Annotated in this window: 11 protein-coding genes; 7 read left to right on the top strand and 4 right to left on the bottom strand. The window is 44.0% G+C overall.

Annotated elements, in window-relative coordinates:
* Nucleotides 1-20: 20 nt before the first annotated feature.
* The 3 genes from wecC to C825_RS11755 form a co-directional block, all read right to left on the bottom strand.
* Nucleotides 21-1,226 carry a UDP-N-acetyl-D-mannosamine dehydrogenase gene (gene wecC / locus C825_RS11765; RefSeq protein WP_010802597.1) on the bottom strand — a complete coding sequence of 402 codons (1,206 nt, stop codon included), beginning with the start codon at nucleotides 1,224-1,226 and terminating at the stop codon, nucleotides 21-23.
* 95 nt (nucleotides 1,227-1,321) lie between these two features.
* Nucleotides 1,322-2,416 (bottom strand): MraY family glycosyltransferase, encoded by a 1,095-nt coding sequence (locus tag C825_RS11760; protein WP_010802596.1) that lies wholly within the window; start codon nucleotides 2,414-2,416, stop codon nucleotides 1,322-1,324.
* A gap of 534 nt (nucleotides 2,417-2,950) precedes the next feature.
* Entirely contained in the window at nucleotides 2,951-3,439 is a 489-nt protein-coding gene (locus C825_RS11755) for a Dps family protein (protein WP_007658513.1), read from the bottom strand.
* A gap of 406 nt (nucleotides 3,440-3,845) precedes the next feature.
* Here C825_RS11755 and C825_RS11750 point away from each other — a divergent pair, with 406 nt between their 5' ends.
* From C825_RS11750 to C825_RS11720, 7 genes are all read left to right on the top strand, one after another.
* Nucleotides 3,846-8,183, top strand: coding sequence for a T9SS type A sorting domain-containing protein (locus C825_RS11750; RefSeq protein ID WP_010802595.1), 4,338 nt, complete (start codon nucleotides 3,846-3,848; stop codon nucleotides 8,181-8,183).
* A gap of 10 nt (nucleotides 8,184-8,193) precedes the next feature.
* Nucleotides 8,194-9,279, top strand: coding sequence for an outer membrane beta-barrel protein (locus tag C825_RS11745; protein ID WP_010802594.1), 1,086 nt, complete (start codon nucleotides 8,194-8,196; stop codon nucleotides 9,277-9,279).
* A gap of 189 nt (nucleotides 9,280-9,468) precedes the next feature.
* Complete coding sequence (locus C825_RS11740) at nucleotides 9,469-10,395, top strand: hydrogen peroxide-inducible genes activator (RefSeq protein WP_007658518.1); 927 nt, start codon at nucleotides 9,469-9,471, stop codon at nucleotides 10,393-10,395.
* 263 nt (nucleotides 10,396-10,658) lie between these two features.
* Nucleotides 10,659-11,504, top strand: a complete 846-nt coding sequence (locus tag C825_RS11735; RefSeq protein WP_007658519.1) for a prephenate dehydratase — start codon at nucleotides 10,659-10,661, stop codon at nucleotides 11,502-11,504.
* A complete protein-coding gene (locus C825_RS11730; RefSeq protein WP_010802593.1) occupies nucleotides 11,479-12,669 on the top strand; it encodes a pyridoxal phosphate-dependent aminotransferase in 1,191 nt (396 codons plus the stop codon). Before C825_RS11735 ends, C825_RS11730 begins: the two co-directional genes overlap by 26 nt.
* A gap of 13 nt (nucleotides 12,670-12,682) precedes the next feature.
* On the top strand, nucleotides 12,683-13,750 hold the full coding sequence (locus C825_RS11725; protein ID WP_007658523.1) for a bifunctional 3-deoxy-7-phosphoheptulonate synthase/chorismate mutase type II: 1,068 nt from the start codon (nucleotides 12,683-12,685) through the stop codon (nucleotides 13,748-13,750).
* 183 nt (nucleotides 13,751-13,933) lie between these two features.
* Nucleotides 13,934-14,707, top strand: coding sequence for a prephenate dehydrogenase (locus tag C825_RS11720; RefSeq protein WP_007658525.1), 774 nt, complete (start codon nucleotides 13,934-13,936; stop codon nucleotides 14,705-14,707).
* A gap of 123 nt (nucleotides 14,708-14,830) precedes the next feature.
* Here the strand turns inward: C825_RS11720 and C825_RS11715 are convergent, their stop codons facing one another.
* Entirely contained in the window at nucleotides 14,831-16,210 is a 1,380-nt protein-coding gene (locus C825_RS11715; protein ID WP_010802592.1) for an aldo/keto reductase, read from the bottom strand.
* Nucleotides 16,211-16,212 lie beyond the last annotated feature (2 nt).

Below are 16,212 nucleotides of genomic sequence, written 5' to 3'. Positions count from 1 at the left end.
TGGATAAAATATCCAGGTAATTATTTTCTATAAATCCCACAAAAATCTAATACAACTTTATCTTCCATATAAGGTAATTCTTTGAATGGATCATGGGCCGTCAAAAATACCACAATATCCGCCTTCTCATAGGCTTCTTTATAATTGGTCAGTTTAAACACCTTGTGCTCTTTCACATTCGGCTCAACTACCAGAATATCCGCATTATTACAAGCTTGCATCACTTTTGTCGTAATACACTTAGCCGGAGATTCACGCAAATCATCGATATTCGGCTTAAAAGCAAGTCCCATCATAGCGACAATCGGCTTGCGGTGGTGCTCCAATTCAAATCTTAAGATGGCATTATGCACTTTTTCGGCACACCAGAAGGATTTGTAATTATTGATCTCACGTGCTTTGGATATCAATTGTGACTCATACGGAAAATCGGCTGTAATAAAATAAGGATCTACTGCAATGCAATGCCCTCCTACACCTGCTCCCGGTTGCAAGATATTTACCCGCGGATGCTTATTGGCTAATTCGATCAGTTCCCATACATTAATACCGGCTTTATCGCAGATAAGTGAAAGTTCGTTCGCAAAAGCGATCTGCACATCGCGGGATGAATTCTCAGTCAGTTTACACATTTCTGCCGTTTTACAATTTGTCTTATGCAATGTTCCCTGTACAAACTGGCTGTAAAATTCGATTGCTTTATCAGTCGACTCCGGATTGATTCCTCCGATCACACGATCGTTATGAACCAGTTCGTAGATGACATTCCCCGGCAACACCCGCTCCGGACAATAAGCAATATATATTTTGTCTTTCAACTCCGGCCGTTCTGAAAAAATCAGACTTTGCATCTTTTCCGTCGTTCCCACTGGAGAGGTCGATTCTATTACATATAAATCTCCTTCCTTCAAATAAGGAAGAACGGAACGGGTTGCAGCTTCGACATAAGAGATATCCGGTTCGTGATTGCCTTTAAACGGAGTGGGAACAACCATAAAATAAGCATCACTGATTTCAGGGGTAGTAGAAGCTTTTAACAATCCGGCATTTACCACTTCCTGTAAATACTCTTCCATACCGGGTTCAATAATATGAAGTTTACCCTGGTTTGTCATTTCTACCACACCTGAATTGATATCGACACCTAAAACGTTTACTCCATGCTTAGCTGCAATGATCGCTGTGGGAAGTCCAATGTATCCCAACCCCATAAAACATGCTTTCATAATTTTTCTGTTTATAAAAAACTTAATTATTCTTACCTAACAATATTTCAAAACTCAACGCTACTCCTAAAATTCTACACTAAGCAGATTTTATGTTAAATGTTTTTCCGTATTCTGTCAAACCATAGGTTAAGACCTACCCATACAAGAATATCAAAAGATATCAGAATATTATTATCAATATATGATATCAAACAGATATTCACACCACTGAATAAGCAAGCTATAGTCAATATCAATAACATTGCCTGCCTCTGTGTTAATCCCATACTCAACAGTTTATGGTGAATGTGATTTTTATCTGCAACAAATATCCCCTTATGGCTACGCCAACGAACAAACATGACCCTCATTACATCAAGCATAGGGATAATTATTGTTGAAAATGCAACAATGATCGCTCCGTCTGAATAAGGTATAATATCAGGAGCACAAACTGTATAACGGATGATCAGGAAAGACAGGATATAACCTAATGTCAGACTACCTGTATCTCCCATAAAAATTTTCCGGCATCGCTCGACTTTACCGAATACATTATAATAGAAAAAAGGAACTAACACACCGAATGAGGCAAAAGCAAGCATAGCATACATCCATAAATGGTTATGAACATATAAACATCCTAAAATAGCCAAAGATACGCAGCTTAAACCGGAAGCTAGTCCATCAATGCCATCAATCAAGTTAATCGCATTACATATAAATACAATCAGAAAAACAGTTAATGGTACTCCCAGCCAGGGTGTCAACTCATGGATTCCGAAAATACCATATAAATTATTAATCCATAAACCGGATAAAGGAACCATGATAGCAGCAAGAATCTGCATAACAAACTTCGATCGATAGCGCAGACCGACCAAATCGTCTTTTATGCCGGTTAAGAACAACAGTGTTAACCCACAGACCAAGAAATAAAACTCCGGAATGATAAAGCAAAGCATCTCTTCAGGAATTCCATCACCTATCAGGTAACGAAGTCCTGTCGTAAACGATAATGTAAAAAGGATAGAGGGAGCAAATGAAAGACCACCTAAACGGGGTACGATGCCTTGATGCACCTTTCGTTCATCCGGAACATCAAATAAACGCTTTCGGAAAGCTACTACCAATATACGAGGTATAATAAAAGAAGAAAATAGGATTGAAATTATCACTCCTATGATAATCAATATAATACTAGTCATTTACTATTGTTTTTCGGGTACAAAAAAGTTCGTCAGTTACAGATTGTAACGACGAAAATGACGAGAAAAAAGGATCGTTTTTTCTCGTCATTTTTTAGGAATACTAAATTGTTAAATTTAAAGATTGAAATATTCATCTAACCTTGTCAAACAAGGGATAATGATTTTTTTATTTTGTCTATTCAAAAAATTATGTATACTTTTGCCGTGACTAGAAAAAACGATCGTTTTATCTAGTCATTTTACAAAATCAAAGACAAACTCCAAAAAGCTTATTTTTCATTGTATTTCATTATTACACAACCAAATAACCAACAACAAATACAGGTTTCAAATCGTAAGGAAAGCTATTTGGAGGCAGGTGAATTCAAGTCGGTTTTCAGGTATTTTACAGGGGGAAACGGGCTTTATAATTTACGTATCAGAGGCTACATAAAATTCTTGTTTTTTTTTCAAAAACAAAAAGAGGATACCTCACGGCATCCTCTCTCCTAACGCAACGAATGAATTATTAATACTTATACTTATTTCTCATTACTTCTTGCAGTCGCAAGTTGAATAAGCTACTAACATCCAAACTAATTTTTCCTGTTCTTTCAGATAGTCGCTCATCAGCGCTACTGTAGCTTCGTCTCCGGCTTCTGAGGCAAGAGAAAGCAGTTTACGTTCTTCAGCGATAAACTGACCGTAAGTATTCAGGATATTTTCCAGGGCTTCGTCACCACAGGATACGCCTGATACTTCTTTTACTCTGGCTACTTTCAAGTATTCGCTGAACTTGTTTACAGGAACACCTCCCAACATCAGGATACGTTCTGCCAGTTCGTCTACCTTCTCGGCTGCATTGTCATACATTTCTTCGAATTTGCTGTGAAGAACAAAGAAGCCGTGTCCTTTAATATTCCAGTGGAATCCGCGAAGGTTTGTATAAAATACCTGGTAGTCAGCCAATAACTGTTGTAATGCTTCTACTACTTTGTTTGCTGCTGATGCGTCTAAATGCAAATAATCTAATGTTTTCATATTCTTCTGTTTTTTAATTGTTATACGTTTTTATTTTTCTTGTACTGCAAAGATACAGCAGATATAAACACCTGTCAAACAGATAATTATTATATCACCATAGACAAAATCTATCAACACAGTTTCAGCAAGTAGATTACTGATATCAGATCAAAAACATTCATATAAATGATATACTCAAAAAGCACATTTATACATATTGGAACAAACAAATACTCTTTTTGAAGATTTAATTAAACATTCTTCATTTTACATTTCGGTCATTTTCATTTACATATACGCCATAAATCAATTGTTTAACAATAAAAATTCATAATCAGCGTTAATCCAACTCATTAACAATTGTAAGTAAAAAAAGTTTAATTTACATTTGACACATAGAATATTTGCCACTAATAATTAAAACATGATACGGAAAAACTTTATTTTATTGCTATTACTGAATTTAGCAGGAGTACTTTTTGCACAACTAACGATTTCACCCACCGCCTCACCTTCAATACCGGAGGGAAGCAACATCAATCTTGGTGACTATTTCTCTGTAAGCGGAGGAACTCCCACAGGATGGACATTGGATGGAAAAAGTATTACATTTACTAATGTATCCTTGTCTTATAAGGACAACGGAAAGTTATTACAATGCAAAGATGCATCAGGTTCCAGTAACCTGGTCCCGATCAAAGTCATTGGAAAACCGACTGTTACCAGTCTCACCGGGATGCCGACCGAACTCCTTAAAGAAGGGGATCAAGTAACGTTGACTGTCGCCTTCAAAGCAAATGGTTCTACGGGCCATACCTACCAGTGGTATATCGGAAACCAGGCAATAACCAACGCGACGACAGCGACTTTAAACTACACATTTGCAAAAGTGAATCATGGCAAGACAATTAAAGTAGCTATCAAAGCAACAGAATTCACGGATGCAACCGAGGCCTCCGCCGGCGTTACATTCGACGGAACGATGATAACGGATAAAAACCCGGCACTGCCTGCCGGTGCAAAACTGGATAATACCGCATTCCCGGTGACGGTCGGACAGACGTTTACTGATCCAGTTGTTGATTATGATGCAACAAATCATGGGGGTACTAACTACTTTGTCACTCAAAATACAGGGACCTACAAAGATGGTGAAACCCATACTGTTACATATAAAGGCAAAGAATATGCTTGTACAACAAAACTTCTGACCGCTACCAGTTACGATCATTCGGATGTAGGATGTACTATAACATCGGCCGCGAGGATACCTTCAAATATTTTATTAGCCAATAATACATTGTTTTTTGATTCGGGGATGTATGCACCTCTTGAAAATGGCGGAGAATCACATTTTTATAAAAACGGATTAAAAATTATCGGACTTGGAGACAGGGAAACAGCTCCTGCAATTATAGGACCGAATTATGGATACTGGGACACATATAAAAGCAATAAAGGTCATGTAAAATACAAAATATTAGATAATGTCGTTATCGAGAATATTGTATTTGACGGAGGTAGTATGCAATTTTATGGAAATCCCTACGGCTCCAAAAGTAATCAAGCGAATAACCAATATTTTATAACGATCAATGCTGCTGATAATATTCTTCTAAGAGATCTTACTTTTAAAAACATTGGTAATATAACAAATTCCTATTCAGTTATTAATATCGTCGAAGGATTTACCAGTATTGCCAGTGACACCAGAGATCCTAATCATAAAAGATATTACATCAATCTTACTTTCGAAAGCGGGAAATTACACGGATCATATGCGCCTATAAATATAAATACGGGTGACGGCCACTATTTCAAAGACATTACAATAAAAAACATAGGTGCATATCCCTATTATATTTCAATAACAGGTTTAAGTACCCATGCAAACAAAAATCCGGGAAGCAGAAATATTGTTTTTGCAGGAAAATTGGATTTACCTGCGGGGAAAAAAATACGTATCTGGAAATATTCCAGTACCGGTATTTCTTTTCCTAATGAGTACAAATATTTAGAATTAAGAGGTAAACCTAATACAAATGTCAATTCATACTATGATGTTCTGGTATCAAGAGAATTAGCTACCCCTCCAACAGCATCTACTACCGATGCAGTATTTATGGATGCTTCGACCGGGGCATATCTCATATTTAATTCTGCAAGCGATCCGTTCAAAAATATCAATACATTATTTTCTAGTGCGGCAAAAGACAGTTGTACACTGCCGGAACCTAAGCTTATTAAATTAATAAGTAAGGATAATCAAGTCGGCGGGTTTACTATTACAGATTATTTCAGTAAAAGACAAACTAATATTATCGCCGTCAGTTCTTTATCAGATGAACTCACGAGTACAAACCTGATAAAATTCAATGGATCAAAAATCAACTTACCTGCCACCAACCCGGAATATATCAGATTACATAACATCGACTTCTCTGAAGATTATTCCATCTATGACGCTGTTAAAGATGATGGGAACAATGTGACAAACTCCAATTACGGTAGTTTCTATAACTGTAAGTTCAAGGCGCCCCAAGAAGGGGATCCGTTGGTTGTTGAAGGAGACCTGGATAAACTTCAATGGTCGGTATCCAAGACAACTAATGAAACATATGAATACAAAGATGTAGAAAACAACTCTACCACCTCTGTGATGGAAGGTACGCCTGTCTATGTACAGATCAGGCCGGTTTATCTGGACAGGATTGACTACGACCGATGGGCTATTGAATATACTGCAACGCCGGTTGATTACCACTACCCGATGGAAGATGTGATTGCAAAAACCATCCGTTATGACTTCAACAAGGGAGAAGCCCACGTATTACCGGGTACTTATTATTATAATGTAAGTAAACTGATTCTTTACAAAGGGAACAGAGAGGTCGCTACCTATAACTACCGCGATGCCACCTGTACCCACACCGTGATCATCCAGGCGAAGCCGATAGCTAAAATACCGGCTTTGCAATGGTCGGTATCGACCACCACTCACGAGCAATCTAACTTCCGTGACGTGGACGACCAGACAACAACGTCCGTGAATTACGGAACTCCTGTCTTTGTACAAATCCGCCCGATCGGACATGAAGACATCACTTTCGAACGCTGGGATGTTGAATATTCCGTGACTCCGGTAGAACATTATTATGGTATGACCCCGATCGTCAAGACCGAACGTCATAATTTCAATAACCGCGAAGCACATACGGAAATCGGCACATATGTCTACACTGTCACCAAACTGACATTGTATGACCTGTATGGAAACAAAATCGTCGAGACATACGATTATAATGATTCACCATACAAACATACAATTATTATTAAGGATGGTGAAGGTCCCGGTCCCGGCCCGCACGGCGCCCTGCAATGGTCGGTCTCCACGGCGTCGAACCAGCTTCAGGACTTCCGCGATGTGGACAATCTGACTACGACAAGCGTAGTGAAAGGCACACCGGTCTACGTCCAGATCCGTCCGGTCGGTTTCAACAACATCACTTATGACCGCTGGGAGATCGAATACACCGCCACCCCCGCCGGTTACCACTATCCGTTGGAGGAAGCCGTTCCGAGAACCGAGCGTTATACCTTCAACCGGGGCGAAGCCCACACGCTGGTCGGTACCTACGTGTATACGGTGACCAAGCTGACACTCTACAACGGTGAAAGCGTAGCTCTGACAGCCTATTATACCGAGCCGCCTTACATCCACACCATCATCATCCGCGACGGCGGTATGGTCGAACTGGGCGACATCGCCTCCCACTGCGGTTCGGAAAGCGAATTCAGAATACCATTCCGCCTGCTCGATCCGGACAATATCCTGGAATATTCCGTCCGCTTCTCCGACGAAGCGCTTAAAGCCGGCTTTACGGATTCCGACTATAAAGATGTGACTCCCGACTATCTCACAGTGCCCGTCTACCGGATAATCGGCAAGGGCGTTTACTCCGGAAACGTGTATGTGCGCAAGAAAAGCGACCCGGGCCTGGTGGAACTGCATCCGTTCGAAATCGAGATGCTGGAAACCACGATGATCATCAAACAACCGCAGTCCGTATACGTTTGTGACGGCGACGCCTTCACCCTGAGCGTAGAAGCCCGTGGCCTGAACCTGACCTATCAGTGGTTCTTCAACAAAGAGGCGATCGAAGGAGCGACCTCGGCCACCTACCAGGCTGCCCTGACGTCCGACAAGGAAGGCTCTTATTACGTAGATGTATACGGCGACTGTGGAATGGAGAGCAGTGTGACGGTGACGGTGCGCAAGAACGGCCTGAGAGTCCTGGTGAAATGGAACGAATTCCTGTACATCACCAATCCGGACAACGAGTTTGTCCGTTTCCAGTGGTATCATGACGGGCAGAAAATCGAGAAGAACGGCACTTCGATCTACTACTCCGTGCCCGAGGGCCTGTTGGGCAGTTACTTCATCCAGGCCTACCGTGCAGACGACAGCTATGTGGTGAGTTGCCCGATCACGTTCGATACGCTGACACAGTTCCCCGTAACCACCGTTTACCCGACGATGGTTCAAAAGAACAGTCCGATAACCGTCAAGCTGGGCATGCCTGGCGAAGCCTCGGAGGCGGCAGTCATCGAGATCTATAACCTGAACGGTCAGCTGGTCGAAAAGCAGTCGACCACGACAGTCGAAACCACCATCCCCGCGAATATGGCTTCAGGCAGCTACATCGTGAAGGTGACCACCGATTCAGGAAGAACAACAACCCATAAAATCATCGTAAAATAAGCTAACAGATATGTCAACAATAATTTCAAACATAAAGAAAACAATCTTTTTATTCGCAGCAGGCTGCCTTGCCACCACCGTTTCGGCCCAGCAGGAAACGGGTGGCAGAGAACGTAGCCAGTATAACAACGGCCAGCAGCAACAGCGCCAGCGTCAGGAATACCGCGAGGACTACCGGGAGGAAAAGAAAGATACAACGAAGACCTCTTACCTGACGGTATCGGGCGGCGTCGGCTCCTCTTCCTTCCGTTACAAGCTGAACTACCAGATCGAAGGTTTTGAAGAGAAAGGCAAGCGCAACGCAAAACAGGGGTATGAAATAGATCTCCGTTACAGCTACTTTTTCAACCGTCATTGGGGCTTCTCGACGGGGGTAGGTATCTCCCGTTATGCAACGACAGGCAAATTGACAGGTGATATGTCCGACGATAAATACATGAAACTGGGCAATATGACCGACGACGATGACTTCTCCGGCCACCCGCGTGAGTTCGAACTGCGTGCCCGATTGAAGAACCTGGAAGAGAAGCAGACCGCCTTCCTGCTGGATATCCCGCTGTTGGCAATGTACCAGACCCACTTCGGCGAAGAGGAAAAATGGGGCATGTACGCCGGTCTGGGAGTGAAGTTGCAGATTCCTGTCAAAGCCAAATACAAGGTCGAAGGCAATACAGCCAGCGAACTGAATGTTTCGGGTTACTACCCCCATATCCCTTCCGACGTGGGTTCTCCGTCGGAGGCGCCTGTTCCTCACCACGGCTTCGGCACGATCAACGATCCCGGCCGCGAGCTGGACTGGAGCGGAAAGAACAAACTGAAACTGGGCGTAGCCGGAACTGCCGAACTCGGTTTCCTGTTCACCCTGGGCGAAGACACCGACTTGTTGCTGGGCGGCTACATCGACTACGGTTTCACCAACATGAAGAAAAAGAAAGACCAGGGGCTATTAGCCACTCCTGTATCTTATCATCCGGACGGGAACATGACGGTAGGAAAGGGTATTCCTTATAATGGCATGATGAATTCAAACGTAACAGATAAAGTGAAGGTTATGTCTTTCGGGGTAAAATTAGGGGTTAGGTTTAAATTGAATTAAAAGATCACCGATTGATCTTTAATCTATTAAAAGCGATGAAGGCCGGAAGATGATTTCCGGCCTTTTCGTTTATCTCATTATTATACAAAAGAAGATTAGAAAAGCTACCATATATTTTCTACCTTTGCATTTATCTATAACAAACCGAACAATGTTCACGAAAGCCCATAGATAAAAACTGAAAGCATTATGAATATACAACAACTCGAGTACATCCTGGCAGTAGATACATACCGCCACTTCGCAAAAGCAGCAGAACATTGCAGAGTAACACAACCTACGCTCAGTATGATGATACAAAAACTGGAAGACGAACTTGGCATTAAATTATTCGACCGGAATATGCAGCCGGTCTGCCCTACCCCCGCCGGACGTAAGGTGATCGACCAGGCTCGTACCGTTCTTTATCAGGCTTCCCTTATTAAAGACATTGTCAATGAAGAAGAACAATCGTTGAAAGGGACGTTCCGGCTGGCAGTACTTCCGACGATCGCTCCTTACCTGCTACCCCGTTTTTTCCAGCAGTTGTCTGAAAAACATCCGGAGCTGGATATTCGCATCCTTGAAATGAAAACGGCTCCCACTATGGCCGCAATCCTGAATGGCGAGATAGATGCAGCCATCATCGCCAACCAACCCACAGAAAACCAGATACAAGGCGATACATTATATTATGAGCAGTTCTTCGGATATGTGGCTAAAAATGATCCGGTATTCAAAAAAGATATGATCCGTACGGCAGATATCAGCGACGAACATCTCTGGTTGCTGGATGAAGGTCACTGTTTCCGCGACCAGTTAATGCGTTTCTGCCAGATGGAAAAGGTAAAACTGCGCCAGGCCGCTTACCGTCTGGGAAGCCTGGAAACATTTATGCGCATGGTAGAAAGCGGCAATGGCGTCACTTTCATTCCGGAACTGGCAACCCTGCAACTCAGCGAAGATCAGAAAAAACTGGTACGCCCCTTTGCCATTCCTAAACCGGCACGCGAAATCGTCTGGATCACACGGAAAGACTTTATCCGTCATACCATTGCCGGTATGTTGATCGAGAGCATCAAGAAGTCTGTACCCAAAGAGATGTTGACGCTGCAAGCCGGATTAAAAGTCGTCTGAACATTATTTTTATCGCTTAACAAAAAAAATTATTACTTTTTGCTTGTAGTTTCCAAAAAAGCGTTACTTTTGCTGCGTATTTAAAAACAAACGAGACAAATGAATCGATTTAGCTTTACATATTTCTTTTATTACTTTTACTTTAGCAGAGTGAAGGCAGGAATTTGTATGTAAAGCGTTGATGATAGAAAATATGTATCAATAAACAATATAAAGTCCTGCCGGTTTCGGTGGGACTTTTTTTGTGACAATAAATTAGAAAGATGAAAAAGAAAGTAGCAATTCAGGGAATAGCCGGTTCGTATCACGACATCGCAGCCCGTAGCTTCTATGAAGGTGAAGATATTGAAATTGTTGGATGCAATACATTCAGAGATGTTATTTCAGCCATCAAGAAAGACCCGTCTTTGTTGGGACTGATGGCCATCGAGAATACTATTGCAGGGAGCTTGCTGCAAAATCATGAACTGATTCGCGAAAGCGGACTGAGAGTGATCGGTGAATACAAACTGCGCATCTCGCACTCGCTTGTTGCACTGCCGGGAACATCGATACACGATGTCACGGAAGTCAACTCCCACCCTATTGCGCTTATGCAGTGTACCGACTTCCTCGATACCTTGCCGAATGCCAAGGTGGTTGAGAAAGAAGATACGGCGATGAGTGCCCGATGGATTGCCGAGAATAACCTGGAAGGACACGCTGCTATTTGCGGGAAACTGGCCGCCCAAATCTACAAGATGGAAATACTGGCCGAAGGGATAGAGACCAACAAACGAAACTTCACCCGCTTCCTTGCCATAGCAGACCGCTGGACGGCTGAAGATCTTCTTGAAAAATCAGACATCAACAAATCTTCGTTAGTTTTCGCTCTTCCCCACACCTCCGGCAGTCTTTCCAAAGTCCTCTCCATTCTTTCTTTTTACGACATGAATCTTTCTAAAATACAATCGTTACCGATCATCGGCCGCGAATGGGAGTATTTGTTCTATATCGACCTGACATTTACTGATTATACAAGATACAGACAGGCATTGGATGCCATCACTCCATTAACAAAGGACTTAAAAATTTTAGGCGAATATGCAGAAGGAAAACAAAGTGTGTAACATCACACCCGCTGACCGTGTAGGCAGCGTACAGGAATACTACTTCTCAAAGAAACTGAAAGAAGTAGCCGAAATGAATGCCGCAGGCAAGAATGTGATCAGCCTGGGCGTAGGTAGCCCTGATCTGCCTCCTTCGGAACAGACCATCGAGACATTGTGCGAACATGCACATAATGCGAATGAGCATGGTTACCAACCGTATGTGGGTATCCCCGAACTGCGTAAAGGTTTCGCCGACTGGTATCAGACATGGTATGGAGTTGAACTGGACCCGAAAACAGAGATACAACCGTTGATCGGTTCCAAAGAAGGTATCCTGCATATCTCACTGGCATTCCTGAATCCGGGCGATGGCGTATTGGTTCCCAATCCTGGTTATCCGACTTATAGTTCTGTCAGCAAGCTGGTACAGGCAAATCTAATTCCTTATGAACTGAAAGAAGAATTAGGATGGCAGCCGGATTTCGAGGCATTGGAAAAGATGGACCTTTCCAACGTAAAGCTGATGTGGGTCAACTATCCGAACATGCCTACCGGAGCAAACGCCAGCAGGGAACTTTTTGAAAAGCTGGTTACTTTCGGACGTAAACACGGTATCATTATCTGTAACGACAATCCTTACAGTTTCATCCTGAACGACCAGCCGTTAAGTATCCTGAGTGTTCCGGGAGCTAAAGATATCTGTATCGAAATGAATTCGATGAGCAAGGCTCACAATATGCCGGGATGGCGTATGGCGATGCTGGCCTCGAACGCCCAGTTCGTTCAATGGATATTGAAAGTGAAGAGCAACATCGACTCCGGTCAGTTCAAACCGATGCAGCATGCAGCTGTGGAAGCATTGAAAGCGCCGAAAGAATGGTATGACAATATGAACCGTACCTATCGTAGCCGCCGCGACCTGGCCGGACAAATCATGCACGCCATCGGTTGTACCTACGACGAAAATCAGGTCGGCATGTTCCTCTGGGGAAAGATCCCGGCAGAAGCAGAAGGCAGCGAAGCCCTGGCAAACAAGGTATTGTATGAAGCCAACGTTTTCATTACCCCCGGATTTATCTTCGGAAGCTGTGGCGAACGTTACGTCCGTATCTCACTTTGCTGCAAGAACGAAGCATTACAGGAAGCACTTATGAGAATTAAAGAATTGAAAATTAAAAATTGAAAATTATACGATCATGGAAATGGAATTAGAATCAATCTTATTACCCGGTGTAGACCCACAGCGTCCTATCATCATCTCGGGCCCGTGCAGTGCCGAAACAGAAGAACAAGTAATGGACGCAGCCCATCAGCTGGCATCAAAAGGCGTTAAAATATTCCGTGCCGGAATCTGGAAACCCCGTACTAAACCGGGAGGATTCGAAGGTATCGGAGCCGAAGGCTTGCAGTGGTTGAAACGTGTAAAGAAAGAAACAGGTATGTATGTAGCTACCGAAGTAGCCACAAAAGACCATGTATTCGAAGCGTTGAAAGCCGGAATAGATATCCTGTGGATCGGTGCACGTACCACCGTTAACCCGTTCGCCGTACAGGAAATCGCAGATGCTTTGAAAGGTGTAGATATACCTGTTCTGATCAAGAATCCGGTCAACCCGGACCTGGAATTATGGATTGGTGCTTTCGAACGTCTGTATGGTGCAGGTATCCGCAGACTGGGTGCTATCCACCGCGGATTTAGTTCATACGATAAAAAAATGTACCGTAACCTGCCGTTGTGGCATATACCTATCGAACTTCGCCGCCGTATGCCGAACCTGCCGATCTTCTGTGATCCCAGCCATATCGGTGGTAAGCGCGAACTGATCGCTCCGCTGTCTCAGCAGGCAATGGACCTGAGCTTCGACGGCCTGATGATCGAATCGCATCCTTGTCCGGATTGTGCATGGAGCGACGCTTCCCAGCAGATCACTCCGGATGTACTGGATTATGTTGTCAACCTGCTGGTTATCCGTAACGAGACACAGACAACAGAAAACCTGGCAGAACTGCGCCGCCAGATCGACGGTATCGACGAGCAACTGCTCGAACTGCTGGCTAAACGTATGCGTATCTCCCGCGAAATCGGTGTGTATAAAAAGGAACATAACATGCCCATCCTCCAGTCACCGCGTTACAGCGAAATCCTGGAAAAACGTTCGGATATGGGACAGACGATGGACCTGAACACGGACTTTGTAAAAGAAATCCTGAAAGAGATCCACGAAGAGTCTGTTCGCCAGCAGATGATTATCATGAATGAGTAACAAAACTGCACACAGATTTTGCACAACGACCTTGTGACGGGCATCACAAGGGTTTTGTGACGAGCATCACAAGGTCGTTGTGACGGACACCAAAAGGGTGTTGTGACGGGCGTCACAAAGTCGTTGTGAAAGCGGAAAAACAAAAACAACCCGCCGGAAATAATTTATCAACAAAATAAGACAATGAAAATATTAATATTAGGTGCCGGAAAGATGGGTTCTTTCTTCACCGACCTGCTGAGTTTCGACCATGAAGTGGCTGTATTGGAAAACGATCCGAAACGGATGCGTTTCATCTACAACGCCCTTCGCCTGCAAAAGCCCGAAGAGGTAGCAGAGTTTGCTCCTGAATTGGTTATCAACTGTGTAACACTGAACTACACGATCGAAGCATTCAAAGCGGTTCTGCCTTATCTGCAACCCTATTGCATTATCTCAGACATAGCTTCCGTAAAAACCCACCTGAAAGAGTTTTACGAAACCTGCGGTTTCCCGTATGTCTCCACCCACCCGATGTTCGGTCCTACTTTCGCCAACCTGGGAAATCTGGAAAAAGAAAACACGATTATCATTTCCGAAGGTGACCACCTGGGTAAGATTTTCTTCAAGGATATCTATTCAAGCCTGCGCCTGAATATCCGCGAATATACATTTGAAGAACATGACAAGGTGGTTGCCTACTCTTTAGGTATTCCGTTCGCCTCAACAATGGTTTTTGCAGCCATCATGAAGCATCAGGATGCTCCGGGTACGACCTTCAAACGTCATATGAAAATTGCACGCGGCTTGCTGTCTGAAGATGATTATCTATTGACAGAAATTCTCTTCAATCCGCGCACTCCGAAACAGATTTCCCGGATACAGGAGGAATTGAATATCCTGCAAGATATCATCAAAGACAAAGACTCCGAAGCGATGAAGGGGTATCTGACTAAGATTCGTAAGAATATAGAATAATGAACCTACTTTTCCCTTGATGGAAAAGCAGACAAAAGATCAAGGCTGCACCGGCTTCACTGCTCCGGTGTAGCCTTGAACTTTTGGTTACTTTTCTTTCAAGAGAAAAGTAACACTCACCACTTACAACGTCTCCTGTTTCAACTGTTCCACAAACTGGTCGATGCGGCGTAACTCTTTTGGTATATCGATGGCTTGCGGGCAATGCTCGTTACACTGGTCGCAACCGACACAATGGTCTGCCTGGCGCAGTTTCGGGACGCTGCGGTCGTAGCCGACCAGGAAGGCACGACGGGCTTCGCGGTAGTTTTCATCCGTCCGGCTTTTCGGAACATTTCCTTCATTCACACATTTATTATAATGAAGAAGCACGGCCGGAATATCTATCGCATACGGGCACGGCATACAATATTTGCAGTCGTTGCAGGGAATTGTCGGATATTTAATCATCAGTTGCGCAGTCTCTTCCAGAAAATCCTTGTCCTCGTCCGTCAGCGGAATAAGCGGGGAATACGTGCGGATATTATCCTGCAAATGCTCCATATACGTCATGCCGCTCAAAGCCGTCAGCACCAGTTCGGGCGAACCGGCAAAACGGAAAGCCCATGAGGCGACACTATCTTCGGGGCGGCGTTGTTTCAACCGGGTAACGATATGCTGGGGCACATTCGACAGGCGGCCACCCAGTAACGGTTCCATGATAATCGCAGGGATATTCCGCTTTTCCAACTCCTGATAAAGATATTCGGCATTCACATTCCTTCCTGTCGCATGCCGCCAGTCGACATAGTTCAACTGTATCTGCACGAAATCCCAATGAACGGTATCGTGCATAGCCAGCACCTCATCGAAAACGTCCGACGTTCCGTGAAACGACCAACCCAGATGGCGGATACGCCCCGCTTCCCGCTCTTTCATAAGGAAATCCAACATTCCGTTATCGACATAGCGGTCGTTGAATGTCTTCATTCCCTGTCCGCCACCGATGGAGTGGAGCAGATAATAATCCAGATAATCGGTTTGCAACTCGCTGAATGAACGGCGGTACATCGCCATCGAGTTTTCACGCGTATAGTTCGAGAAATTCGACAATTTGGTAGCCAGATAATACGAGTCCCGAGGATGCCGGCTAAGGGCAATTCCCGTAGCCTTTTCCGACCAGCCCTGCACGTAAACGGGTGACGTATCGAAATAGTTCACCCCATGGGCGATGGCATAATCCACCAGTTCGTTGACAGCATCCTGATCAATCAAGTCACCTTTCCCGTCGGGTGAAGGGATAGTCGGCCAGCGCATACAACCGTAGCCCAGCAGGGACACTTTATCCCCCAGTCCGGGGAATGTGCGGTAAGTCATCTGGTCGGTCGGAACAGGCGAAGAGGCTTTGCTTCCGGAACCTCCCTGGTCTTTCGGGGCACAGCCATAGAGTGCCGCCGTAGTAGTTGCCGCCGTGATGCCTACGATATTCAGAAAATCGCGGCGATTGATATGTTGATTCTTCATAG

The sequence above is a fragment of the Parabacteroides sp. ASF519 genome (assembly GCF_000364265.2).
GTDB lineage: Bacteria > Bacteroidota > Bacteroidia > Bacteroidales > Tannerellaceae > Parabacteroides > Parabacteroides goldsteinii.
The sequence above is the reverse complement of the archived record's forward strand: the minus strand, read 5'-3'. Positions and strand labels throughout refer to the sequence as shown.